The organism is Methylomonas sp. Uni0011, assembly GCF_056850255.1.
The window spans coordinates 84,220-107,499 of record NZ_JBVVNO010000011.1 but is presented as its reverse complement, the minus strand read 5'-3'; the positions used below and the strand labels follow the sequence as shown (position 1 = coordinate 107,499).

21 protein-coding genes are annotated in these 23,280 nt (G+C 60.1%); 7 read left to right on the top strand and 14 right to left on the bottom strand.

Annotated features, from left to right (window positions below; all coding sequences use genetic code 11):
* Positions 1–112 precede the first annotated feature (112 nt).
* The 7 genes from AC0IM9_RS13765 (at position 113) to AC0IM9_RS13735 (ending at position 5,994) form a co-directional block, all read left to right on the top strand.
* Positions 113–385 carry a hypothetical protein gene (locus AC0IM9_RS13765; RefSeq protein ID WP_482804382.1) on the top strand — a complete coding sequence of 91 codons (273 nt, stop codon included), beginning with the start codon at positions 113–115 and terminating at the stop codon, positions 383–385.
* Positions 382–1,923 (top strand): YfjI family protein, encoded by a 1,542-nt coding sequence (locus AC0IM9_RS13760; RefSeq protein ID WP_482804381.1) that lies wholly within the window; start codon positions 382–384, stop codon positions 1,921–1,923. The genes AC0IM9_RS13765 and AC0IM9_RS13760 overlap by 4 nt, the downstream gene beginning before the upstream one ends.
* Positions 1,920–2,303 (top strand): hypothetical protein, encoded by a 384-nt coding sequence (locus tag AC0IM9_RS13755; RefSeq protein WP_482804380.1) that lies wholly within the window; start codon positions 1,920–1,922, stop codon positions 2,301–2,303. Before AC0IM9_RS13760 ends, AC0IM9_RS13755 begins: the two co-directional genes overlap by 4 nt.
* Before the next feature lie 4 nt (positions 2,304–2,307).
* Positions 2,308–2,766 carry a hypothetical protein gene (locus AC0IM9_RS13750; RefSeq protein WP_482804379.1) on the top strand — a complete coding sequence of 153 codons (459 nt, stop codon included), beginning with the start codon at positions 2,308–2,310 and terminating at the stop codon, positions 2,764–2,766.
* Positions 2,744–3,427 (top strand): hypothetical protein, encoded by a 684-nt coding sequence (locus AC0IM9_RS13745; RefSeq protein WP_482804378.1) that lies wholly within the window; start codon positions 2,744–2,746, stop codon positions 3,425–3,427. The genes AC0IM9_RS13750 and AC0IM9_RS13745 overlap by 23 nt, the downstream gene beginning before the upstream one ends.
* A 223-nt stretch (positions 3,428–3,650) precedes the next feature.
* On the top strand, positions 3,651–4,664 hold the full coding sequence (locus AC0IM9_RS13740) for a DUF4365 domain-containing protein (protein WP_482804377.1): 1,014 nt from the start codon (positions 3,651–3,653) through the stop codon (positions 4,662–4,664).
* A 619-nt stretch (positions 4,665–5,283) separates the two neighbouring features.
* The gene (locus AC0IM9_RS13735) at positions 5,284–5,994 is read left to right on the top strand and encodes a hypothetical protein (protein ID WP_482804376.1); all 711 of its coding nucleotides are present in this window, start codon (positions 5,284–5,286) and stop codon (positions 5,992–5,994) included.
* A 2-nt stretch (positions 5,995–5,996) separates the two neighbouring features.
* Here the strand turns inward: AC0IM9_RS13735 and AC0IM9_RS13730 are convergent, their stop codons facing one another.
* The 14 genes from AC0IM9_RS13730 to AC0IM9_RS13665 form a co-directional block, all read right to left on the bottom strand.
* Positions 5,997–6,581, bottom strand: a complete 585-nt coding sequence (locus AC0IM9_RS13730; protein ID WP_482804375.1) for a hypothetical protein — start codon at positions 6,579–6,581, stop codon at positions 5,997–5,999.
* A 29-nt stretch (positions 6,582–6,610) separates the two neighbouring features.
* Positions 6,611–7,627 carry a PASTA domain-containing protein gene (locus AC0IM9_RS13725; protein ID WP_482804374.1) on the bottom strand — a complete coding sequence of 339 codons (1,017 nt, stop codon included), beginning with the start codon at positions 7,625–7,627 and terminating at the stop codon, positions 6,611–6,613.
* A gap of 101 nt (positions 7,628–7,728) precedes the next feature.
* Positions 7,729–8,277 (bottom strand): phage tail protein, encoded by a 549-nt coding sequence (locus AC0IM9_RS13720; RefSeq protein WP_222101876.1) that lies wholly within the window; start codon positions 8,275–8,277, stop codon positions 7,729–7,731.
* Positions 8,258–10,870, bottom strand: a complete 2,613-nt coding sequence (locus AC0IM9_RS13715) for a baseplate J/gp47 family protein (protein ID WP_482804373.1) — start codon at positions 10,868–10,870, stop codon at positions 8,258–8,260. Before AC0IM9_RS13715 ends, AC0IM9_RS13720 begins: the two co-directional genes overlap by 20 nt.
* Before the next feature lie 2 nt (positions 10,871–10,872).
* Positions 10,873–11,301 (bottom strand): GPW/gp25 family protein, encoded by a 429-nt coding sequence (locus AC0IM9_RS13710; protein WP_256610314.1) that lies wholly within the window; start codon positions 11,299–11,301, stop codon positions 10,873–10,875.
* Entirely contained in the window at positions 11,301–11,639 is a 339-nt protein-coding gene (locus AC0IM9_RS13705; RefSeq protein ID WP_482804372.1) for a hypothetical protein, read from the bottom strand. Before AC0IM9_RS13705 ends, AC0IM9_RS13710 begins: the two co-directional genes overlap by 1 nt.
* Positions 11,636–13,204, bottom strand: a complete 1,569-nt coding sequence (locus tag AC0IM9_RS13700) for a phage baseplate assembly protein V (protein WP_482804371.1) — start codon at positions 13,202–13,204, stop codon at positions 11,636–11,638. The genes AC0IM9_RS13705 and AC0IM9_RS13700 overlap by 4 nt, the downstream gene beginning before the upstream one ends.
* 2 nt (positions 13,205–13,206) lie before the next feature.
* Positions 13,207–13,974: a CIS tube protein gene (locus tag AC0IM9_RS13695; RefSeq protein WP_482804370.1), complete on the bottom strand. Its 768-nt coding sequence runs from the start codon at positions 13,972–13,974 to the stop codon at positions 13,207–13,209.
* Complete coding sequence (locus AC0IM9_RS13690; protein ID WP_482804369.1) at positions 13,962–15,215, bottom strand: hypothetical protein; 1,254 nt, start codon at positions 15,213–15,215, stop codon at positions 13,962–13,964. The genes AC0IM9_RS13695 and AC0IM9_RS13690 overlap by 13 nt, the downstream gene beginning before the upstream one ends.
* Before the next feature lie 12 nt (positions 15,216–15,227).
* Positions 15,228–15,659, bottom strand: coding sequence for a phage tail protein (locus AC0IM9_RS13685; RefSeq protein WP_140911676.1), 432 nt, complete (start codon positions 15,657–15,659; stop codon positions 15,228–15,230).
* 34 nt (positions 15,660–15,693) lie between these two features.
* Entirely contained in the window at positions 15,694–16,893 is a 1,200-nt protein-coding gene (locus tag AC0IM9_RS13680; RefSeq protein ID WP_140911677.1) for a phage tail sheath family protein, read from the bottom strand.
* Between the two features lies 1 nt (position 16,894).
* The gene (locus AC0IM9_RS13675; protein WP_482804368.1) at positions 16,895–17,572 is read right to left on the bottom strand and encodes a hypothetical protein; all 678 of its coding nucleotides are present in this window, start codon (positions 17,570–17,572) and stop codon (positions 16,895–16,897) included.
* Positions 17,573–19,384, bottom strand: coding sequence for a caspase family protein (locus tag AC0IM9_RS13670; protein ID WP_482804367.1), 1,812 nt, complete (start codon positions 19,382–19,384; stop codon positions 17,573–17,575).
* Positions 19,385–19,440: 56 nt separating this feature from the next.
* Positions 19,441–23,268: a CHAT domain-containing protein gene (locus AC0IM9_RS13665; RefSeq protein WP_482804366.1), complete on the bottom strand. Its 3,828-nt coding sequence runs from the start codon at positions 23,266–23,268 to the stop codon at positions 19,441–19,443.
* Positions 23,269–23,280: the final 12 nt, after the last annotated feature.

Genomic DNA, 23,280 nt, shown 5'->3' with positions numbered 1-23,280 from the left:
TTATTTGGCTTTTTATAACGGCCGCCGATCGCACTCAACATTGGGCTATCAATCCCCGCTTGAATTCGAGCAGGAATTTTATAGAAACGCTGCCTGATGTGGTGTCCGGTTTTTGTTGACCATTACATCGCAAGTCTTGCAAGCGGTGGGCTTGCAAATGGCCGATCTGTTTCCAGACCGTTTGGCTAATCCGTATGGTCCAAAACCGAATGTGCCCAAATTTAGCGCTTACGAACTATTTCCGCTGTTAGTACAGGAGGCGGTGATCTTGGCGCTGGCCTGGAGCGATTCATTGGCGGGCAAGGTGTTATCGGAAAACGATCAGCAACGGGTTCAGCAGGCGTTTCAGAGCGTGATGCGTTTGCACTCGGAGGTGTCGCGATGAGTTTGCAGGCGCGCTTAGACCAGTTGAGTTTTGTCGATCCTTTGGCGGATTGGCCGGAACCGCAACCGTTGCCGGATGGCTTGCCGCCGGTCGCGGCATTCGACTTTGCCTTATTGCCGGAAACCTTGAAGCCTTGGGTGGCCGATATTGTGGATCGCGTGCAGTGCGCCCCGGATTTTGTCGCCGTCACGATCATGGCCGCGCTGGGGACCGTGTTGGGGCGAAAAATCGGCATGCGCCCGCAAAGCCAAACCGATTGGACGGTCACGCCGAATCAATGGGCGTTGGTCGTCGGCCGACCGGGTGTATTGAAATCGCCGGCCATGGAAGCGGCCTTGTCGCCGCTGAAACGCCTGGCCGCTCAAGCTACCGAACTACATCGGATGGACATGCAGGATCACAAGGTTGCCGCCAAGCTGGCTAAGTTACGGGCTGATGAAAGTGAGAAGGCTGCGCGGAAGCTTTTGTCCCAGGATGCCAATGCCGATGTGTCCCAGTATTTACGGGATACCGACATCGAAGCACCCGCCTTACGCCGCTATATCGCCAATGACACCACGGCCGCCGCGTTGGGCGAATTACACCGGCAAAATCACAACGGTTTGCTGGTGTTTCGCGACGAACTGGTTTCCCTGCTGAAAGCGCTGGATCGTGAAGACAACGCCGAAGCGCGAGGGTTTTATCTGACCGGCTGGAATGGCGATAGTCCTTACACGTTCGACCGCATCATGCGCGGTATGAATCTGCATATTCCGGCGGTGTGCCTGTCCTTGTTGGGATCAACCCAACCGGGCCGAATCGCCGACTATGTGCGGCATGCGGTGCGCGGTGGTGCCGGCGATGACGGCTTGATTCAACGCTTCGGCTTGTTGGTCTGGCCCGATATCGGCGGCGAATGGCGTAACGTCGATCGAGTGCCGGACTGTGCCGCCAAACGCGAGGCGAATCGGGTGTTCGATTACCTGGACCAACTGGAACCGGGACAGGTTGGCGCCTCGCAGGATACGGACCCTAACGGGCAGCCGGATGGCTTGCCGTATTTACGGTTTACCGCTGCAGCCGCCGAAATCTTTCTGGAATGGCGCACGCAACTCGAAACTCGGTTGCGCAGCAGCGAGTTACATCCGGCCATGGAATCGCATCTGGCGAAGTACCGCAAGCTGGTGCCGGGGCTGGCGCTGATCCTGCACCTGGCTGAAGGTCACAGCGGTCCTGTTTCGGCAAAAGCCACCTTGCAGGCCTTGGCCTGGGCCGAATATCTGGAAACCCATGCGCAACGGGCGTATGCCAGCGTATCGTCGCCGGAGGTGGCTGCCGCCAAGGCCATTATTCAGCGCATTCGTAAAGGTGATTTAAAAACCAGTTTCTCAAGCCGCGATGTTTGGCGCCCGGGCTGGGCTAATTTATCAGACCGGCAATTGGTCGCGGATGCCCTCGAACTCCTGACCGATCTGGATTGGCTGCGCAGTCACCGACAGGAAACGGCGGGGCGGACGGCGACGATTTATGAAGCCAACCCGAAAGGTTTGCAGTCATGAATTATTTGCAACGTCTCAAAGCCTTGGATTCGACAAAAGCGGCGCCCGTTGCTACTGCCTTAACTGCCAAAAGCCCAGTCGACGACCCTTTTGACAGTTTTGGCACTAGCGATACTGGGCAGTTTTCCGAAACCAGCCCGGTTTCAACCCTCACCAAGCAACGCGATACCTTGGATGATCGGCGTTATTGCCGTGAGTGCAGCAACCTGACCAGTAAAGGGCGTTGTCTGGCGGCTTGGCGTGGCGAAATTGTGGCCGGAAGCCATTACCACCCGATCGATGACCTTCCCAGGCGCTGCGAGGGCTTCGCACCAAAACCCGATGCTTCCGATCAACTTACCGGCCGGCAACGCTGGCCTGGGCTGCATTCAACGAGGTAAATCCATGGCAAAACGCAAACAACAATCCCAGACTTTTATCAAAGGCACCGCCAAGCACCGTCGCACGGAAGCCGACTATATGTCGACCTTGTTGGAAACAGTCACCTTAGAGGACTGGCAAGCCGTCGTGACCAGTACGGTCGCAGCCGCCAAACAGGGCGATGCCCAAGCGCGGGCTTGGCTAGGGCAATACTTGGTCGGCAAGCCGGCCGGCAAAGCCCCGACGCCTCTAACCGTGGTGGTGCAACAACTGAATGGTGAGAATCCCCTGGTCAATCGCTTGTCGCAACGGGTTATCAGCCAGCATAACAATCCTTTTTCGCGCGATGACGACGGATTTGAAGAGCAAATCAAGGCATTAGTGGCCGCAGAATTGGCCGAAAAAATACCGATCTTGGAAACACCGTCTACGCTAGAGCCGGCAAGGGCTGGAGCCGATTTTGATGGTGAACAAATCGGTTAATTTGCCTAATGATTTCGGAAAAATAAAAATGGGTGGATTGGGTAGCGGTCGAAAATTTGGTGCGAATGTCACGGACGATTATCGGCAAATCGATATTCGGCGCTGGCAGCGGGATGGGCTTTTAACTCCTGGCAGTCATATCAACTGGCAATGGTCACGCAACGGGGAGAAGATCGCCTCAATCGCGGCCAAGGTGGAAACAGGACACTTGCGTCTGATCTACAACTATCGCGCGCCTGGTTCTGAAAGTTGGGAGCCGCTGGATTATCCGGTTCGACTGCAAACCACGCCCTGCCATTATGGCGGTGCGCGTTATTGGTTTACTTGCCCGGCTGTAGGTTGTGGCCGCCGGGTAGCGATACTTTACTTAGGCGGAAAATACTTCGCTTGCCGGGATTGCTATCAATTGGCGTATCAAAGCCAACGTGAAGACAAGGGAGATCGTGGGCATCGTGGCGCCAATAAAATCCGCACGAAATTGGGTTGGCCGGTTGGAATTGCAAATCCACCGGAGGGCAAACCCAAGGGGATGCATTGGCGTACTTACAATCGCTTGATGCTTAAGCAATTGCGCTACGCAAATGATGTTCACCGTGGGATGATTGTGACGTTAAAACGGCTGGGTCTGAAATTTGCCGAGATTGAAAAATTGATGAGTTGATGCTCAGAATTGGATGGGCAAATATTTCTCGCTGAAATCGAATAACCTGGAACACGCCTGGGGAACAAGAAAGAATGTACCCTTTTCGCTTGACTGAATCGGAGATACTGAATTCTTGAAATCACACACAATTGCGATAAGTGTTTGAAAAGCTAGCTTAGCCAACGAATTCAAATAAAAAAATCTAGATCCCTGTGCTTTTGTTACAACTAAGAAGGAAAAAATGAAGAATAAAAAAAAGGTGTCGGATATGCGCAAGATGGTTGACACCAACCGGCAGGGTCAAGAAGGTGTTGCTTGGGTACGTTGGATAGTAGAAGGCTTGTGGGGTTGTGGCTTGGAAGTTGTGTCAGCAAGCAACGACGACGGAGTAGATGCAATAATACTTCTGAAGCGTCGGTTGGGACTGGAAAGGTATACCGGCTCCACTGGTGACTTGATTTTCGTGCAGATCAAAACTGGCTACTTACAAGCTCCCCCTACTGGAGACTATACCCTATCTTTTGATACTGACAAGATGGCAAGATGGCGCTCGAAATGGGCCGCTTATCCTGGGCCGGCCTTGATGATTAATGTGGTGCCGAGGCGGCTGACCGGCCAGACTCCCGTTGCATACTGGGCGGACCTCAAATGTTCCCCTGGTGCGTATCCAAACAAAGTTGAGTTCAAATTCAGAAACCGTTTCGATATGTCCGCGAAGTCCAGCATCTACAATCTATGCTGGAGATGGGCTGAGTTCCGTAAGTTACCGGTTATATACCTTGATCAGACAAGGCCAGCGTTCCCTGGCGAACCAACCATGTATTACTTAGGCCAAGAATCACTCTTGAAAGTGACTCGCAATTACTTCAAAGTTTGGAAAAAGGCGGCATCAAACGGAGCTAGCTTTCAGGCTTCAATAACCTGGCGCGGCTGGGAGCACATTACCCGGAGAGATCGTCCGGTGCGCACGAAGCAGCAGTCGCTTCTATTACTTCCTGCAGCAGCACGAATCCTGCTCGCATCGAGCGGCATAATACCGGTTTCTGTTCAGCGCATGAAACCAGTGCTATCAACTAAGCGTCCGAACGAACAAACTCGCGAGCGCGGCTATGAAGCGTTAACTGCTAGAATAATTTTCAGTGAGCGGCAGGAGGCGGTCGTAAGGGTTATAGTGGAGCGAACAAATGATGGGATTAACGAGTCCGTAATCTTCTACTCCGTGTACGAAATCGCACGTCGCCGAAAAAGCTCATAGAGCGTGGTCCGCGCCGTAGACCGAGGCAACCGTGAACCTATGGCAGCTAGTAGCTACCCTTGCCCATTCCAAGAGAATGGGATCAGAAACTGCCTTGGAACTCTGAGGCGCAAACCACTGGCATAGTGTATCGAATTTTGCGGTCAGTACGGAAGTGACATCCAATTAGCTCTGTTTGCATAACTCAGATTGCGATTGCCTTTTCGTGAAGATTTGTGCCCAAAATTGTGCCCTGATTGAGAAGAATGTCTTAGTAATTGCTTGATTTAAATATATATTTTACATTTTAATAGATTCTGTATTGATCGATTTAATTCCAGGCTGTTCGGCCTGGAAGCCATTGAAGCTGGGTATCGCCGTCGCGCGGCCCTGGGCCAAAGTTACTCAAGTTTATTTTATGAATCCACACGTCTGCGAAACAGGCTTGGAAAACTTGGCCCATATTCAGACACTAATTTTCGAATCCGCTCGAATACTTCAGTTGCCTTCCCTCGACCGCCACAGAGCGGCTACGCAATACCCGCCCGGTCGGGCCTGCTAAACACTATCGGCGAATTCGGCGATTTCGGTGTAGTATCGGTCTTACGCGAATGGGCGCAGCCGCTAACGAGGTACCGCTATGTTGGACACCATGAGAAAGCCGTTTTTTGCTGTCGCGCTAGTGCTGTTGGCGCTGGCGTTTTTGATCGACATCGGCGCTTCGTTTCTGGATTTCGCCGCGCCAAGCGGCCAGAAAAGTCCGGGCGATCTGCCGCGGCCGGGTTTGGGGATTCCCTACCTGGCCCTGGTCGACGGGCTGTTGCTGTACACGGTGGGCTTGATCGGCGTGTCGCTGCTGGTACCGGAACGCATCCACGGCCGCGTCCAAGGCATCGTGACTTTCATCGTCGGCTTAATCAGTCTGATCGCGTCGATCGGCATGATTATGGCCGCCATCGCCTTGTTAGGGGTCATGGTGTCGTTGCTGTTGGCGGTGCCGTTCGGCACCGCGCTGTATTTCGCCGGATTCGCCGATTTTGCCAAGGCCGCGGCGGGCTCCACCCTGGCGCTGATCATGCTGTTGAAGCTGGGCTTTTGCGGATTTTTGGTGGCGGCCCAGCAGCAGTTCCTGCAGAACAAGGGGCTGGTGTTATTGACGCTGACGGCCTTGCTGGCGAATATCCTGGTCACTTTCCTGCACGGGCTGGTGCCGGGTTTTCTGGTCAGCATCACCGACTGTATCGCGGCGCTGGTGATCGGCGTGCTGGGCGCGATCTGGAGCCTGGTGTTGCTGATCGGCTCGCTACCGGCCATCGTCAAGGCCTTGCGGGTGGATCGGGCGCTGGCCTGAGCTTATTCCAAGGTTAAGCGCGCGGTTTGCCCATCGCCGCAGGTTTCGCAGCTCAGTCTCAAATTGGCGCCTTTGGTCAGCACCGGCGCTTTGAAATGCTGCGGCTTGCGGGCCGGTTTCCAACATAGCGGTTCTTCCCACTTCGAATCGGCGTCGTTCAATTCGAATCTGACCCGGACCCGGACCGGCGCCGAGTTTTGCGGACAAGTCTCCCCGGCGGCGACCGGGATCAGCAACTGATAATTGTCGGACCCGCGCAGGTTCAAGGTTCTGCGTTCGGCTGTGGCCGGGTCGATTTTGATCAGGCAGGACTCATTGGCGCTGAGCGCCAATGAGTCGCCGTCGCGCCGGCAATGGTTATCCAACGGGTGAATTTCGGCCGGCTTGACCGCCGGCGCCAGCGGCGCCAGCAGGTCGTCCATCGTACTCAGCCAACTATCCTTACTTAAACGCGAGGCCTCCCTGTTCTGGCTGCCGGCGTCGGCCGGTTTGTCGTTGGCTCGGGGGCGAAACCCCAAAGCCAACGCCAGCGCAAACAGGCATAGCAATAAAACCAAGCCGATGATCACGCCTTTGTTTTGCTCCATCGATCGAATCTCCGAATTTCAATCTGTGATTACTGTTCCGCCGGTTCAATGCCGCGCGGCATGACTTTGAAGATTTGTTGTTGTCTGGTCATCAACTTGGTCAAATCGCGGTCCCAGATAATCACCGGCCGGGTCGGCGTGGTTGCCACGGTCAGCTTGATCGGAGTACCTTTATCCACGGCTTGGCCGGGAGCAGGGTTTTGCTCAATGACCGTTTGTTCCGGCTGGGCGTTAGTGGGTTGCGAGTTGGCTTCGCCCAACACCAGATTGCTGTTGGATAGGGTTTGTGCGGCGGCCAGCAGTGTTTTGCCTCTCAGGTCCGGCACGGCGATGCCGGGAAAGCTCAACACCACCGACACCGTCGTTTCCGCTTCGGCCGCTGAGCCGGCAGACGGAGATTGATCCAGCACGATCGGATCGCGTTTGCTCGGGTCGAATTTGAAGCTGGTTTCAAATTTACTCAAGCCGGCCTGCTTCAGGCGTTGCTGAGCTTCGTCCCAGATCATGCCTTTTAAATCCGGAACTTTGGCTTTCTCGACCACCGGGCCGCTGTCGTCGGGCTTCATCATCAACCAAACCGCCACGCCTATGGTCAACAGCACCACCAACGCCAACACCAGAATCCACCAGGGGAATGGTTTGGGCGGTGGAGGCGGCGCCACTGCGTTCTGGATTTGCAGATAAACCGGTTCGCCGTCCTTGAAGTCGTCGTCCGGCCTATCCACCGAGAACACCTGCAAGTGGAACGGATATTTGCCGTCGGCAACCGATTTGGGGACTTGAAAATTGACCGATATTTCCTCGGTGGCGCTCGGCGCCAGCTTCCATTCGTTTGAAATCGCACCGCCGGTCGGTTTGGCGTTGGCGCCGGCCTGGATCGACGAGATCCATTTTTCATCCGTGCCGCTGCCGGTGACGACCCGGGCTTTGAGCAGCAATTGCCGGTCAGTGTAGGCGTTGGTGACGAAAAACTTGCAATTGCCGTTGCCGTTGCTATCGCAACTTACCTTGTCTGACGCTTGTTTGATACTGACGATTGCGGTCATTGTAGTTATCTCCTGTGACGTTAAATAAAACGAATACCGGCCTGTTAGCCGCCGCTGTCGGCGCTACCAGCCGCTTCGACCGAGTTGCCCGGATAGCGGGTTCAAGTTCCGCCATCGGCGACGAAACAAACCTCGCTGGTCGCGTAAGCCGGCTTTTCCTGATCCACGATCCGTTCGATCAAGCCGCGGTGCGGCCGCAGCCGTTCCGGCACCAACACGCACAAATGGAACGGCCGGGCGGCACCGTCGGCCGTGGCGTTTTCTCTCAGCTCGAAACCGGCGTCGCCGGTGGCGGTCTGTAAAAATAATTTCAGGCCGTAGGCGGTCCCGCGCCACTTCGACAGCAAGGTGGCCGACGCGATCAGTTCGCGCAAGCGCTCGATGCCGGTGGAAATCGGCGGCGCGCCGTTCGGGCGGCCGGCGCCGGATAAGGGCGATAGCCGGTCCAGATCGACCCAGGCCGCCAGCATCGGCACGAAACGCTCGTCGGCCAGATACGGGTTGAAACGGGTTTCGACGTTTTCCAGAATCGCTTCGGCCGGCGCGTGTAGCGCTTCCATAATCTCCAGAATCGCGAACAGCGGCGATTGCGGCGTCAGGCCGCGCTGGAATATGCCCGGCAACAGGCGTTCAATCGCTTGGCGTTTCATCTTCGCTGATCACTTCGAGTTCGTGCGCGGCGGAACACAGCAACCAATTGCACGGCACGGTGACGATGTCCGGAAACCTGTCCGCCGAGCAATTGCGGTAATCGCCGGCCGCGCCGCGCAGATAAAGCCCTTCGACGCCGCCGCACAGCAATAGCGCTTTGCCGGCCGGAGCGGCGGCAATCGCATCGACGGCCTGGAACCGGCCGACATCGCGCACCGGCAAGCCGCATTTGGCGTCGGGCGCTTTCCAGGCGGGCGCGGCGGAATTGGTGTTCAGGCTCAATACGCCCAGGCGTTGGCTGGCGGCGAATACCTCTTCGCCGACGAAAGCGAGGCCGTTGCAACTACCGGCTTGCCAGCCGGCCTGAAAGCCTTTCCAGCCCTCGTTGTTATCGCTGGTGCCGGTCAGTCGCCAGCGGAAGCAGCCTTTGCCGGGGTCGGTGCCCGGTGCGCCGATGCCGGCCCATAAATAACTGTGTCCGCCCTGGTTTTGCACCGCAAGCAGCCGGACCAGCTCGCCTTTCAAGCCGATGGCGCTGAAGCTGCCGGGGCGGCCGCCGTTGTTGGACAGGTAAATGCCCCGATTATTACCGGCAGCCAGCGCGACGCTGACCAAGCCGGAGGCGTCGGCCGCGACCGCAACCGCGTATAACGGGATTTCGTTGTCCTCGGCATCGAACTGCACCGGTTTCGGGCCCGCCGCCGGGTCCCACGGCACGCCGAGTTCGAACAGGCCTTTCTCGGTGGCCAGCAGCAGCGCCAGTTTGGCGTCGCGCTCGATCCAGGCCATGTCTTCGACCAGAAAATTGGTTTGCGCGTAATCCAGCCAGCTTTCGCCGCAGTCGAGCGAGACTCTGACCCGGCTGACGCCGTCGCTGTCGAGCAGGCGCGAGCTGATCGCCAGCAAGCCGGCATGTTTTGGATCGGCGCCGGCCTGTTTCGGCCAGGCCTTGATCGCGTCGATTTTTTCGCCGACAAACCGCTCGATCAATTCCCAGCCGTCGCCGTCGTTCGAGGAGCGGAACAGCCCGGCCGGGGTTGCCGTGTACCAGGTTTTGCTCTGGAAAGCGTCGGCGCACAGGGCGGCGACATTGGCGTTAGGCGCGTGTTGCACCGAGAGCCGGACATTGTTGACCGATTTGACGCCGGGGTCGTCGCCTAGGATTTTGTAGACGTCGAACACCCGTAACGGTTGGCCGAACGGCCAGGGTTGCGCCGAGTTGGCTTCGATCGGATTGATGCCGCGGTAGAGCTTGCGTAACAAGCGCTGTTTCAATTGCAGCAGGTCTTCTTCACGGTGGGTGACGATCTGCGCCCGCACCGTGACGTTTTTGTAGCGCGCCCAACTGACCTGACATTCGGTACCCAGCGGCCGGCGTTCCGCCAGCGCGTTTTCAATCCGCAGCCGGGCTTCTTCGCTTTCCAAAGCGTAGAGTTGTTCGGCAGTCAACGGCGCGCTGTAGTCGTCCGGCGCCGGCAGGTTGGGCACGATCAGGACTTCGACGGTACCGGGTCTGGCGTGGCTCCAGATGTCGGCGCGGGTAAAGGCTTTCGCCCGGTTGGCGGCACCGGAACAATGCACCGCCAATAGCGCGTAATCGCGGGCCGTCACTACCCGTTCCAAGGAATGGATTTGTTGCGGGCCGCGGATCAGCGCGTTTTCCAGCGTTTCCGCGGCTTTGCCGCCGGCGGCCGGTTCCGGGTTGGTCACCGCAACGCCGACGAGCGGATCTTTCAGCGTGTTCAGCGTATTCGCCGCCAGATTGCCTTCCGCGCCGCCGCCGCGCCGGTACCAAAGCCGGATTTCCCGCCCGGCCGCCGGCACTTGCGCCAGGGTTTGCAACGGCGTCATGCCGCCGGCCGGATCGGGCAGCCGCAGCGCCGGGGTAAACACGATTTTCCCGGTCAGGCGGTCGACCAGATAGATTCTGCCGTCGGAACCCGGATTGGCGAAGTTCTCGGCTTCGCGCCAGACGATGTAGGACTTACCTTCGTATTCCAGCGCCGAGGTATGGTCTTCGATTTCGTCCGCTCCGGCCTCCACCCCCACCACCAAATCCAGGCCGTCGCGGTTCGGCGCGACGATGGGCGGCCGTTTGGCGTTGACGAAAAATCCCGGTTGGCCGTTGCTCTTGCCGGCCAGTTCGCCGCGCACCCAGTCGCAGTGGTAGGCAATGCTTTCGGCGCTGGTACTGCCGGCCGGAATCGTTACCGCCTCGCTGGTGGTGAAGATCGGCGGTTCCCGGCCCGAGCCGGCGCGGCCCAAGGTCACCCTTACGCCTTTCGGGATTTCAACGGCGTGGCCCAACGGTTTCGGAATCGAAAACACCAATTTGGTGACCGCGGCGGCGGGCGGTTGCAAGCGCACGCCGATCAGGTTCAGGAACTCGATATAGGCTTTTTCCGGCAAGCGGTTCAAGCGGTAGATCATCACCTCGGTCAGATGGGCAAAGGCTTCCAGCAGCACCATGCCCGGATCGCTCGGACTCAGATCGGTCCACTCCGGGCATTGCTGGCGAATGCGGTCGCGGGCTTCCTGTAGCAAATCGGCGAAGCGGCGGTCGTCGAGGTTGGGCGGCGTCAAGTAAGTCATGATTAACCTGCCACGAGTGGGTAGCCAAATAGTAGTTGGTCGCGGCCTAGTGTCCGCCGCACCCGGTAATCCAGAACAATGTCGATTCGGGTCGGGTCGTCGGGATTGCTGCCGGCGTCCAGTTTCAGGATTTCGATGCGCCGTTCCCAGCGTTCCAGGGCCTGGCGCACGAAGTGGATCGCCAGGCCGTGAGTGGTGGCGTCGTTGGGCATGAAGGCCAGTTTATCCAGACTGCAACCGTAGTCGGGACGCATGACCCGCTCGCCGGGCACCGTGGTCAACAGCATCAGGATCGCCTGACGTACCGACAAATCCTCGCTGACCATGCGGATGCCGCCGCCGGCGGAGATTTCCAGACCGGCCGGCGCGTCGGGATGCAGAAAATCGGGGTGGGCAAAACTCCAGGCCCGGAATCTGGCTGTACTGGGCATTAGCGTTCCTCCACGAAATATTGGCCCGGCTGGCGTACTTTATACAGCACGGCGCCCGGCGGGGTGCCGTCGGTCAGGCCGGTCACAGTGTCCAGGCAAACCCGTTTGCCGCCGATTCTGATCCAGCTCGAATAACCGTGCTTCACCGCCAACGTCGAGGTACAGGGTTTTATCGCCGGGCCGGCGTTCGGGCAGCCGACGACCGGTCGTTGCTCCGGATTGGTCTCGACCAACAGGCGGCGGCCGTTGACGGTGACAAACGACTGGGTCGGGACAATACCGACCAAACCCAACTCATGGGCGCAAACCAGCGTGGCGTCTTCGGTTAACAGTTTCATGATTTCTGCTCGAAATTAATGGCCCGGCCGCGAATCGTGATGGTGCGCCCCGGCGCCTCGATCTCCAGATCGGCCTCGGCATGCAGCCGGGTGCCGTTATCGGCCAGTTCGAAAAAACTGCCGGAATCCAGTTGCAGGCGGATCTTGTCCGGCTGCAGTTCCACCTGTTGGCCGGATTGGGTTTGCAGCCGGATCGAGCGCTCGGAGTCGTCCAGGCTGATGCGTTGGCCACCCGGCGTGGACAGAAAATAGCGGCCGATATCGGCATCGACCACGGCGTCGTCCGGCAGCGGGCTATCGCCGTACAAGCCGCCGATGACGATAGCTTGGGCCGGATCTTCCCGAATCAGCGCCAACAGCACTTTATCGCCCAGATTCGGCAGCAGCAGCAGACCTTTGCCTTTGCCGGCGCCGGCACAGGCGACTTCGATCCAGTCGGTTTCCAGTTCGCCGTAAGAGGGCAGCATGGCCTTGACCCGGCCCAGGCCGTCCGGATCGTCGACCCTGGTGACGACGCCGACCGTGGCCAACGTGGCGCGTCTGCGCGGCCTTAATGGCGGTGGCGCAGAATCCAGCTCGCAGACGTAGCCCTGGCGGCTATCGAAGCGGTGAGTCACCGCGCTGAGCACGTACTGGCCGTTTACCGGTCCCGGCAAGCCGTCGAGCTTGACTGCCAGACCGGGCATCAGCTCGGGATTGCCGGCGGCGATGCCCCAAAACACGGTTTCGGCGGCCGTTCTGTGGTCCAGTTGCGCCTGGGCGTAAGCTTCGGCCTGGTTGTCGTCCTGCACGCTGTCGTCGGTCGAAGTGAATTCCGGCGCCGAATCGGCGTGAAAAGCGGCGTCGGCGGCCAAGCAGCGGCCGCAGCGGGCGGTATCGGCCCGGCCGCGGCGGGCGGCGGCCTGCCAAGGGTCCCAGGCCAGGTTGGTCACTGCTTGCCGGCTTTTGCCGCTATTGGCTTCGATTTTGGCTTCGAATAGATTTTCGCCCAGGGTTAACAACGCGTTGCCGGGGCGGCCGGCCAGACTGGCGAACTGCAATACCGAATCGCGCAAATGGAAATACAGACCGGCGCGTTCGGCGAATTCGGCCAGCAATTCCAGATCGGATTGCTCGTGTTGCATGATCAGCCGCCAGATAGGTCCGGTTTCGTCGGCTGCGACCGCGATATCCAGATCGCCGACCAAGGTCGCGGCCAATTCGGTGACGGTCAAATCGACATAGGAGCGCGGCGCCTGGCGCTGGCGCAAGCTGTGTAGCCGGTCGTAAGCGCGGATGCGCAAGCCTAGATTGTTGCCCGGCGCGAATTCGTATTCCAGTGCGGTGACCTTGCCGTGAAACAGGCAGCGGCCCGGACCGGTCCGAACAATCAACTCGGCGCCGTCCGCAACCGAGGCCAGCTCGCCGAGCAAATCCGGCAGGCCCCGAAACGCCAGTTCGCATTGGCTGGGCAAGGACAGGCGTTCGCTGACTTGCAGTTCGGTCAGATATTGGGCGTCGCCGGCTGCCAACGGCTTGCCGGCCAATTCGATCTGCAGTTGCGGCGGGTTCAGCAGCGCTTCCATGGCTATGGCTCGGCGGAGGGGGCGGCCGGGCCGATTTCCAGCACAGTCCCGGAGGCAATGTTTAACGGGTCGGCAACGACGGTGTTGGCAAACAACTCCCGCCAGCGGCCCGGATCGCCGAGATATTGGAAGGACAACAGGTCGGGGCGATCGCTGCTGCTATTTTCGGTGGCAGCATCGGCCTCCGCCAGTTCGGTTTCGGCTGCGGCAATCATGTGTTGCAAACCGCCGGCCGGGAGCGGCGCGTTACCGGGGTAAGTGAAATTTTCGATAGCCATCGCTTCGGGAAAATCGGCGTCGGTCGGCATCGGCGGTTCGTTGACTCGCAGCAGCCGCATCCGCAGCCAGGAACGCTGCGGGACGCCGTCCTGGTTGAAATGTTCCAGTCGTTCGGCGACGGCGGTCACCACGCCGGGAATGTTCCAGCTTTTGCCCCAGACGAAACGGCAGACCGGGACTTGGCCGCTGCCACCGGTTTTGGCGTTGTTCTCGGCCAGATTCCAGAACGGCCGGGTCAGGTCGCGCACGTCTTCGCTGCCGATCGACGAGCCGGCGATATTGATATCAAACAGCAGATCCAGCTCCAAAACGGTAGTGCCGCCGCCGGTCTGGATATAGCAATCGTCGGCCAGGCCGTGGCCGGTCAGGATCGCGGCCGAGGACTGCCGGGGCTGGATGCCTGCTTTGCGGCGCATCACCAGCGTTTCCGGGTTCAACAGGCAGCGTAATTGTTCGCCGCTGTGTTCCAGTACGAAGGCTACTCGTTCCATGCCAGCCCCCTTTGTTCCTGCGCCAGCCGGCGGTTACGTTCCAGTTCGCGGGCCATCGGCTCGGCTGGGCGCTGGGTTTGGGCGCCGGTTTCCGAAAATTGATCCGGCAGTTCCGGCCAGCGTTGGCAGCGTTGCGCGAATTGGTCCGCCGATTCGTCGGGTAATTGCGGCCAGTTTTGCCGCTGCCAGTTTTCCGGTTTGGCCGGTTCGGCCGGCTGTGACTCGGCTGCTAGCGTCGGCTTGGCCGGAACGGCGCCAAGCAAAGGCTGGGTTGCGGGCAGCGGGTTGCGGGAAACTGCGGCCGGATCGGCCGAGCGGGTGGCGTTGCCCTGGATCGGGACGATCTGCTGCGGCCTTGCCGGTATTTGAGCCAGCGCAATCAGGCGCCGGCTAGCGGCCGGCGGATTTTGCCAGTGCGCTTTGCCGGCCGCTTCGGTTTGGCCGGCAAATTGCCGGGTACGCGGCGCCGATTCCGATTCGATCGTGGCAGGCCGCGGCGCTGGTTTCACTTCGAACCGATGACGGTCTGTTTGCTGTTGCTTGCGGTATGCAGCCGCAGGCGCCGGGTGGCTTTCGATCCGGCGCCGAGTCGCGGCAGCCGACGCGGGCTTTGCCGAACCCATTTCGGTTGAAATCGGCGTGGGTCGGGCCGGCGGGTCGGTGCGCGGTGTTTCAGCTCGCCGGGAGGGGCCAACGCCGGGTTCGATAGTTGCACTGGGCCGTGCGGACTGCCGGGTGCTGCTGGTTTGGCCGGGGAGTGTCGGCTTGACCTTACTGTGCCGGCGCAGCCAGAGCTTGGCAGGCGAGGGCACTGGCTGGGCTTGGCTGTGGAGCCTCGCGGTAGTGGTTTCCGGCACGGAGTGACCGCCAGCTAACGGCGAGGCGGCCACTGCCGCTTCAGGTGCATTCGTTGCCCGAACAGGGGCTGCTGGCGCTCGGCGGCTCGGCTCCGGTTTGTTTTCTGGGCGGCCGGCGCGGGTCGCGGCGCTGGGCTCGGTCGCGGTTTGATAAGCGCCGGTCTCCGGCCAAACGTAATCTTCCAAAAGCCACGGCGCCTCGGCTTGGACCAAATCCACCCAGTGCGGCGGCGGTACCCTGGCGGATGAGCCTGCTACAGGCGCTGCCCCATCCTCTGCTTCGGCAAGATCGCCGGCCGGATTGACGGGCTGGTAGCGCTCGACTAAACGATTGCCCCAGCTTTGCAGCCAGTGTCCCAGGTTCATCAGCAGCGTACGTCCCATAGCCGTTCCCGCTTAGCGTTGTTCCAAGCCTTCGTGGGCAATTTCCAGGGTCTGGATCGCCACGCCCTGGCCCAACGATTCCAGCCGGGCGCCTTTCCATTTGCAGGGCCAGGCGTTGTGCAGGTTCCAGCGGGTGGCTTCCTCGGCCTGACCGTAAGGCTTCAGCAAAATGATCGATATTTCCCGGCGGTCGGCTTTGCCGCGCGTCGATTGCATCAACCAATTCCAGACGTCTTTATTGTCGGAAACGCCCCAACGCAGCACCACGTTGCCGTAGGCAACCCGGCCTTCCAGTTTGCGTACCGCCGGTGCGGCGCCGCCTTCTCGGTAATCGATGGTCTCGACGTCGATGCTGAGGCCGTCGATTTCGGTGAAATAGGCGCCGTTCTGGCCGCCCCATTCGAGGATGAAATTATAATTTCGGTAAATTTCCGCTTCTGCCATGGTCGTTCTCCTGGTTGCTTGGTCGCTGATTGATCTATGCCGCGTTTTGCGGTTCTACCGGCGTCGCGCCGGCCCATTGCCCGATGCGGAAGATGATGAATTCGGCCGGTTTCACCGGCGCGATGCCGATTTCGATGATCAGTTGGCCGGCGTCGATGACTTCCTGCGGATTGGTTTCCGCGTCGCATTTGACGAAGAAGGCCTGCTCCGGCGTTGCGCCCTTCAAGGCGCCGCTACGCCACAATCGGGTCAGAAAAGCCGAGACGTTGCGCACCACCGAGTTCCACAGAATGCGTTCGTTGGGTTCGAACACGGTCCACAGCGTGCCTTTGGCCAGCGATTCTTCCACCGAGTTGAACAAGCGGCGGACGTTGACGTAGCGCCACTCGCTGCGCGAACTCAAAGTGCGGGCGCCCCACACCCGGATTCCGGAAGTCGGAAACGAGCGGATGCAATTGACGCCGAGCCGGTTCAATTCGCCTTGTTCCTGGTGGGTCAGCATGTAGGTCAAACCCAGCGCGCCGTTCAGCACCTGGTTGGCCGGCGCTTTGTGGACGTCGGTTTTGGCGTAGATCCCGGCCATGAAACCGGACGGTGGCGTCGCCACTTTTTGCAGCGGATTCAGCGGGTCGGCGGCGACTACCCAGGGGAAGTAGAGCGCGGTGAAGCCGCGGTCGGAGCCGCTCGGCAACAAGCCTTTCACGGCCGGCGCATCGGCCGGCTTGGCAGCGGCGTCGCTGGCTTCTTCGCTGCCGATCTGTTTCAGCGCGTCAATGTTCTTTTCCGCGTCGCGCGAGGCATCGAGGATCGCCACCACGTCCTGCCGATTCTCGCAGAAGGTTTTCAGGGCTTCCTGCGTGGTTTTGTCGGTATAGCCCGGTGCGGCGACGATGGCGATTTCGTCGATCGGTTCCAGACAATACAGGCCGGTGCGTTTGCGGGCATCGCCGACCACCGAGCCGCCTTTGCCGACATTGACCACATAACAGCGCGAGCCGCCGTTACAGAAAAAGGCGTACACCGATCGGGCCAGATCGGTACTTTCGCTGTCCTCGGCCGTGAATTCGCGGACGAATTGCTGCCAGTTGTTGCAGGCGAAGGCTTCGTTCAGGTGCTTGTTCGCGGCGGGTGCTACGCCCAGGAAAGCGGCGACTTCGGATCCCACCATTTCGATAGAATTCGATCCGGTCGAGAGCTCTTCGATATAAACGCCCGGTGTCAGATAGGTAGCCATGTCAGATCTCCAATTGCTCGAAATGTATTACTACGGGTTCTTGAGTCGAATTAGCGGGTTCCACTAATAACTCGCGTCGTTTGGCGCGGATCAGATAACCGCGGCGGTGTTGGTTCGGATCGATGCCGGCAAAGCTGAAATTTCCGGCGGCATCGGTACGGGTGTAACGGCCGGCCGCCACCAGCTCGACGTCGGTGTCGGCCAATGGAATCTCGCCGGGGCCGAGCAGGCGGCCGCTGAAAGTCGCGACCGGGCCCATCCTGACCTGTGGCGGTGCTTTGATGCGCGGCACCGTTGGTTCGGCCAGCGGTAGCGTTACCGGAACCTTGATCGTAAAAGCCGGCGCCGGTTTGGCGGCGAAGGCTTGCCAGACTTCGAGCGGTGGCGGCGCAAACTCGTATTCGAATTCGGTTTGTTGCACGGCTGCCGCGACCAGAGTGCCCAATAATCGGTGTGCCGCGGTTTGATCGGCGGCCTGCACCGTTATCAGATAGTTCAACAGCAATTGCGGTTGCGGGCTGCGCGCGGCCGCAGATGAAGTCAGACGTCTGAAATCCAGCAGGTACAACACGACAGTCGGTTCGGCGGCCGGGACGCCGGGCGGCTCGAACGATATCCTGGCTCCGGCGGCGACGGCGCCGACCCAGGCCGATAATTTTTGGTCGGTTTGTTCGAACATTTAAAATCTCCCCCGGCCGGCAGCGCTGAATCGGCTGTACGACTGATTGCCGGAAACCCCGGTACTGAGGCCGGTTTCACCGGCAGAAAGCAACCGGGTGCTAAGCCAATTTGTCTCGGCTTGGTTGGCGGCCGTCTGTCCGCTGGGTCGAAAGTAAAACTCGCCGGCGGTGTCGCCGGCGCCCTGAATCGGGCCGTACAACGGCCGTTGCGGATGGCCGAGCTGGGAAGACTGGTCGTAAACCGTTTCTTCGATCTGGTCGTGAATAGCATCGGCCGAGATCGGGTCCGGTTTTTTGTAATTTTTCAAGAAGTCGATGAATGCCGCGGCGAACACCGAATGTTTGCCGCGGCCCTTGTCCAACACCGGTTCGTCGCCGCCGGAGGTCAGGTATTTGCGCGAAATCAGCGACGATTTCAGCGCAACAATCGAACCGGGCTGGCCGGTCGCGGCGGTCAATTGCGGGGTCGACATCAAGGCGGTATTGCGTAACGATCCGGAAAAACAGGAGTCGGCCACGATTAGTACGTGTCTGGCGTGCATCACTTGCGGCGCGGTGTTGCGGGCAATTTCGTAATCGCTGATCCAGGTATCGCTGCGCGGCGGCTTGTCGGCATCGATCGGCAGCCAGAACCCCGCCGTGTTTTCTTCCTGGCCGTGACCGGCGTAATAAATCAGCAGGTTGTCGTTCTCGGTCGTTTGCTGGCGCAAGTCGAAAATCGCCTGCCAGATTCGCGAGCGGGTAGCCTCTTGATTCAGCAGCAGCGTGATCGAGGTAAAGCCGAATTTGGCGCGCAGCAATTCGGCCACCGCTTTGGCGTCGTTGACCGGGGTTTGCAGTTGATTCATCGCGGTGTAATCGTCTATGCCGATCACCAGCGCAAAATAGCGGCCGACGGCGGGCGCGGCGATCGTTTCGGTTTCCATGCCTTGGCCGCGCAATTGGGTTTCGGTTTGGGCGATCTTGTTTTGTAGGTCGGCGATGGTGTTTTGATCAGATTTGGCTTTTTGCTCCAATTCGGTAATCCGTTGCTGCAATTGCCGGTTGCGCTGCTGTTCGGCCTGATTGGCCAGCACAGGCCTTGTTTGTTTGATTTGCGAAGACAGAGCTTCCTTCTCGGCCATCTGCTGCTTCAAGCCGGCTTGAGCGTTAACCAGTAACAGATTCGTCTGGGCCAGTTCATTACGCAATTTGGCCGTTTCGGCATTGTCCTTTGTCGGCGGAGCTTGAGCCGGTAAACCGGCGGCTTTGCGATACCATTCCATCGATGCATTGGGGTCTTTGCCGGTACCCAGCCCTTTTTCCAGTAAAAATCCCAGGTTGGCCTGGGCGCGGGAATAGTCCTGCTCGGCGGCTTTGCGGTACCAAACGGCAGCATTGGTGTAATCGGCGGCGCGTTCGTAGAACTCGCCGAGATAGGTTTGGGCAATCTTATCGCCGGCTTCCGCGCATTCTTTCCAGACGTTGGCGACCTGCTGCAAATTGGCGGCGTCGAAGGCTACATGCTGGCCGCCGCTAGCCCGGCATTGCCATAAACTGGTACGGGCCGGGCGCGGCGGCGTGGTATAGAAAATGCCGGTTCCGACTTCGATGTGCAGTCCGGGCAGTTGGCAATCGACGATCATCCGTTCCTCGGCGCTGCGGTTGCTGCCTTCCGCCGGGTCGCCGACCCGGCTGCCGTTGACCGGGCAGCCGGCCAATTGCATGCCGCCCGAGCGCGACATGCCGCCGGCGCAGCCGGCCAGCAGCAAAACGCAGCCGAGCCAGACAGCGAAGCGGCCGATTGCGCTTGCCGCAAAGGGTGTCGTCATTGGAGGCTGGCTTTGCCGTTGCATATTCAATTCTCCTAAATCCGCCGAGGTCCGTTTCAGCCCACCAGCACGAAGGGGGCCCAGTAGTACGGGTGCCGGTAATCGGCCGGCGCGGCGTCGCTATCCACCGATACGCCGCGGCTGTTTAACGCCTCGCGCCGGCCGGATTTGATCGCATCCGGACTGAGGGTTTGTAAATGAAGCTGTGCTGCCTGCAGCGCCGAGCCCGGTGTCTCGCCGGCCTGCAGGTGCCGGTAAAACTCGGCCATCAGCAGGCTGGTCGCCAAATCGTCCACCGGCCAGAGGCTGACGATCGCGGCGCGGGCGCCGGCCGCCAGCAAACCGCGGCTGAAGCCCAACACATCGTCGCCGCCGGCGGCTTTGCCTTGGCCGGTGCGACAGGCACTCAACACCACCAAATCGGCGTTCAAACGCAGCCCGATCAAGTCCTGTACGGTCAACGCGCCGCCGTCGGCCAGCAGAATCGACGACAACAGCGGCGCGTTTTCCGCCAGTACGCCGTGGGTGGCAAAGTGCAGCACATTGAAATCCGGTAACGCCTTCCTTACCGCCGCTACCGTCGCCGCCGACCCGGTCAAGACGAGGCTGTTATCGTTTAACTGGGCAATGTGGGCGGCTTCGGTTTCGGCGGCCGGCAGCGCCGGTTGGGCTACTGCATGCTCGGCAAACGGCGCTTGGTAGGCCATCTTGGCCGGATTGCCGACTGCCAACACCTTCGGTTTAGTGCCGTTATCGGGCTTGGCGAGAAACTGCAGAATGCTGGCGCTGGGCAGATAGGACACGCTGTGGCCGGCGATCAGCGGCCGGCCTTGCCAAGGTAAGGCATGGAACGGTAGGCCGTGGGTCGAACCGTAGGGTACGATGAGCAGGCGATTGTGCGTAGCGAGGACGTCGGCAAACGGTTTCAGCAACCATGCGCTGAGCTGATCGCCGGTTTGGCGGTAGTCGCCGCGGCGTTCGCAGGCGGTATGGAAATCGCGTACTTGGCGGTCCAGTTGCTTGGCGTCGATGTTCTGCCGCCCTGCCGTAATCAGACCTTGACTGTCGATTGCCCAGGTCAGCAGGTCTTCACCGAGAAAGGCGTATTGCAGCAAAGCCGTGCCGGCCGGCAGCAGGCCGGCAATTTGGCCGACGTCGGCGATCGGCGCCTGGCGATTGACGGAGCGGTAGAAGCTGGGATTTGCTGCGGCCAGTTGGGTTTCGGTCTGGCGCAATTGAGTTTCGGCGGCGGCAATCTTTTGTTCCAGATAGGCAATCCGGCCGGCATCCGGCGATTGCGCGCCGCGCTCGCCAGCCAATAGGCTGCCCCAGGTCGCCAGCTTGGCCGTATCTTGCAGCCAGCGGCGGACGCTTTCATCTGCGTTACGCTCGGGCCGATTGGCGCCGTTAGCCATCAGGTCCAACAGCGCGCGGGCTTTGCCGCGCTCGGCATAGTGGTAGGCGGTTTGCCGGTGGCTGGCTGCTGACGCCGGTTGCGATGCCGCCAATTTCAACGCGTTTCTGGCCGGCAAAAAATACAGGTATTGCGAGCTGGAGGCGGACGATAAGGCGGTCTTGAAGTTGTCCCGCCGCAGCAATTGCCGGGAACGTTCGAACGCATCCAGCGCTTTGGCATAGTACTCGGCCGCCTGGGTTAAATTTTCCAGGCCTTCGGCGACTTCGCCGTAGGTTTGCAGACTCTCCCAGGGCTTGTCTTCGCTTTGCCACCAATCTTTACCGAAGCGGCTTTCCAATTGGCCGAGATGGTTGGCCGAATCGGCATAGGCCTTGATCATGCAGAAGAACAGCGCCGCCTGCTGCTGGCTATTGCGCCATTGTTGTTGGATGCCGGCCTGGATTGCTTCGCCGCCGATCTGCGCTGCCAGCGCTTCGATGCCGCTAAGTAACGGCGATGCGCCGATTTGTTTTGGCTGATAGCGGCGATAGGCTGCGGCGGCGGCAGGGTAGTCTTTGCGTTGGGCGTGTACGATCGCCAACTGAAAGTCGCGGTGGTGTTGAGCCGTTTTGTCGGCTGCCGCCAGTGCAATGGCAAATTGCCGCTCCGCTTCCGTGCGATCGCCGGCATTGCGTGCGGCCAGCGCCCGGTAACACGGGGCATTGACGGCGGTGTATTCGATGGCCTCCTGCGCCAGTTGCGTCACCAAGGAGCCGGCGCCGGTATTGTCGCTAATCGGGTGAGTCTTCAACCAATCGAGTTGGGTTTGCAGTTTGCCGGCGATGGTCTCCATATTGTCGGCGTCCATAGCGTCCAGATAGGCCTGCCACAGACCGTGCAGCGACAACAGCAGCCGCAGCGGCGCGTTGGCGTCGAGCTTGGCCGAGTTTTGGGCTGCCGATTGCAATTCGACCGCCTGTTGCAGGTGGACGATGGCGGCGTCGCGCTCGCCCAGCTTACGCAGCAGATAGCCCTGGTCCATCAGGCTTTGCACCCGCCGCGGCGTCGAACCCAGGCCGGTATACAGCGATTCCGCCAGACGGAAACAGGCCAGCGCCCGCTCGAAATCGGCATCGCGCAACAGCCAGTGCCAGCCGAGGCGGCTGTGCAGGAATCCCAGACCCAATCCATAACTGAACGAGCCGGCGGTTTTGCCCCACTCGCCGATGCCGGCGGCGATCTCGCGCGGTTCCGGCACTTGGCCGTCGGCGACTTTCAGCAACGCGACATGCGCGGCGGCGGTCCGGTAACCGTAACCGTCGCCGGCAGCTTGGAACTGCTCTCGGGCGCTGCTCGCTTTGGCCAACGCTGCGGCAGTGTCGTTTGCCAACGCCGCCAAATAGGCATGGCGCAAGCTAACTGCCGCTTCGCCGCGCGGGCAGTCGCCGGCCGCCGCGAATAGTGCCGCGGCTTGGGCGTAGGCATCAGTCGCTCGCCGGATATCGACGGCGGAGCGGTCCAACTCGCGTTCCATCGCTTGCGAAGACAAACTGCTGTCGGCGTTGGGCGGCGGGTTCAGCGCGGTATTGAATACCAGCGGCGACGATAACGGCGCGGCGTAGGCGTCGCCTTCCGCTAGCCAGCAGGCGCCGGCACCGGCTTTGTCGCCGATTTGCAGATAAAGTTGTTTGGCTTGCTGCCAATAAACCAGCGCGGTTTGCGGGTCGCCGCCGCGGCGGTAGAGATCGGCCCGGTTACGCAACACCACGGCTTGCCATGCCGGCGGGTAGCCCGTTTGGCTGTCCGGCGTCAGCATCGTCAATACCTGGTTCAGCAATTGCGTGCGTTGTTGCGGGGTCATCGGTAGCGTGGCCGCCGAATCCAGCGCCGACTGCAGCGATTTGATGCCGTCCAGCTCTTCGCCGACGAAGGCATTTTCCTGGAGCGCTTGCGCTGCCGAGACTTGGGTGCGCAATGCCGACTTACGTTTGCCGGTTTCCGCCAGCAGTGCCATGAAACGCTGGGTTTGCCCTGATTCCATGTCGGAGACGCTGCCGCCGCTTTCGTTCGGAAAATGGTTGAATTGCTGGTAAGCGGCCATCTCGGTAAAGCTGGTCGCCCGCAGTTGGCGCAGCGAATCGGCCGGCACCAAGGTTTCGATCTCGCGGAAATGGCCGGCGGCAGCGGCCGCTTCGCCTTGCATTAAGCGGACGACGCCCAAACCCAGCAGCGCATCGGCCAACCGTTCCGGATTTGCTGCGGTTCGGGCGGCTGCGGTTTGAGTCTCCGCCTTGGTCCGGGCTTGGGCGAAATCGTCTTTGAATTCGGCGTAGACGATAGATGCCAGCGGCAACGAGTCGGCGCCGGCAAGTTCGGCGGCATAGGCTTCTGACCAGCCCGAGACTCCGATTTTTCCGGCATAGGCGGCCACTAGGGCCGCGTATTTCAGAAAGGTGCGTCGGTCGAGATAGAGAGAATCGGGGCTCATGGCTCGGTTCCG

Bases quoted from the DNA above. Each gene is read 5' to 3' on its own strand.
- AC0IM9_RS13680 (WP_140911677.1), bottom strand. From the start codon at position 16,893: ATGGCTACCTATCTGACACCGGGCGTTTATATCGAAGAGCTCTCGACC.
- AC0IM9_RS13695 (WP_482804370.1), bottom strand. From the start codon at position 13,974: ATGGAACGAGTAGCCTTCGTACTGGAACACAGCGGCGAACAATTACGC.
- AC0IM9_RS13705 (WP_482804372.1), bottom strand. From the start codon at position 11,639: ATGAAACTGTTAACCGAAGACGCCACGCTGGTTTGCGCCCATGAGTTG.
- AC0IM9_RS13700 (WP_482804371.1), bottom strand. From the start codon at position 13,204: ATGGAAGCGCTGCTGAACCCGCCGCAACTGCAGATCGAATTGGCCGGC.
- AC0IM9_RS13675 (WP_482804368.1), bottom strand. From the start codon at position 17,572: ATGTTCGAACAAACCGACCAAAAATTATCGGCCTGGGTCGGCGCCGTC.
- AC0IM9_RS13750 (WP_482804379.1), top strand. From the start codon at position 2,308: ATGGCAAAACGCAAACAACAATCCCAGACTTTTATCAAAGGCACCGCC.
- AC0IM9_RS13735 (WP_482804376.1), top strand. From the start codon at position 5,284: ATGTTGGACACCATGAGAAAGCCGTTTTTTGCTGTCGCGCTAGTGCTG.
- AC0IM9_RS13755 (WP_482804380.1), top strand. From the start codon at position 1,920: ATGAATTATTTGCAACGTCTCAAAGCCTTGGATTCGACAAAAGCGGCG.
- AC0IM9_RS13665 (WP_482804366.1), bottom strand. From the start codon at position 23,268: ATGAGCCCCGATTCTCTCTATCTCGACCGACGCACCTTTCTGAAATAC.
- AC0IM9_RS13720 (WP_222101876.1), bottom strand. From the start codon at position 8,277: ATGAAACGCCAAGCGATTGAACGCCTGTTGCCGGGCATATTCCAGCGC.
- AC0IM9_RS13715 (WP_482804373.1), bottom strand. From the start codon at position 10,870: ATGACTTACTTGACGCCGCCCAACCTCGACGACCGCCGCTTCGCCGAT.
- AC0IM9_RS13710 (WP_256610314.1), bottom strand. From the start codon at position 11,301: ATGCCCAGTACAGCCAGATTCCGGGCCTGGAGTTTTGCCCACCCCGAT.
- AC0IM9_RS13760 (WP_482804381.1), top strand. From the start codon at position 382: ATGAGTTTGCAGGCGCGCTTAGACCAGTTGAGTTTTGTCGATCCTTTG.
- AC0IM9_RS13740 (WP_482804377.1), top strand. From the start codon at position 3,651: ATGAAGAATAAAAAAAAGGTGTCGGATATGCGCAAGATGGTTGACACC.
- AC0IM9_RS13725 (WP_482804374.1), bottom strand. From the start codon at position 7,627: ATGACCGCAATCGTCAGTATCAAACAAGCGTCAGACAAGGTAAGTTGC.
- AC0IM9_RS13730 (WP_482804375.1), bottom strand. From the start codon at position 6,581: ATGGAGCAAAACAAAGGCGTGATCATCGGCTTGGTTTTATTGCTATGC.
- AC0IM9_RS13670 (WP_482804367.1), bottom strand. From the start codon at position 19,384: ATGACGACACCCTTTGCGGCAAGCGCAATCGGCCGCTTCGCTGTCTGG.
- AC0IM9_RS13685 (WP_140911676.1), bottom strand. From the start codon at position 15,659: ATGGCAGAAGCGGAAATTTACCGAAATTATAATTTCATCCTCGAATGG.
- AC0IM9_RS13690 (WP_482804369.1), bottom strand. From the start codon at position 15,215: ATGGGACGTACGCTGCTGATGAACCTGGGACACTGGCTGCAAAGCTGG.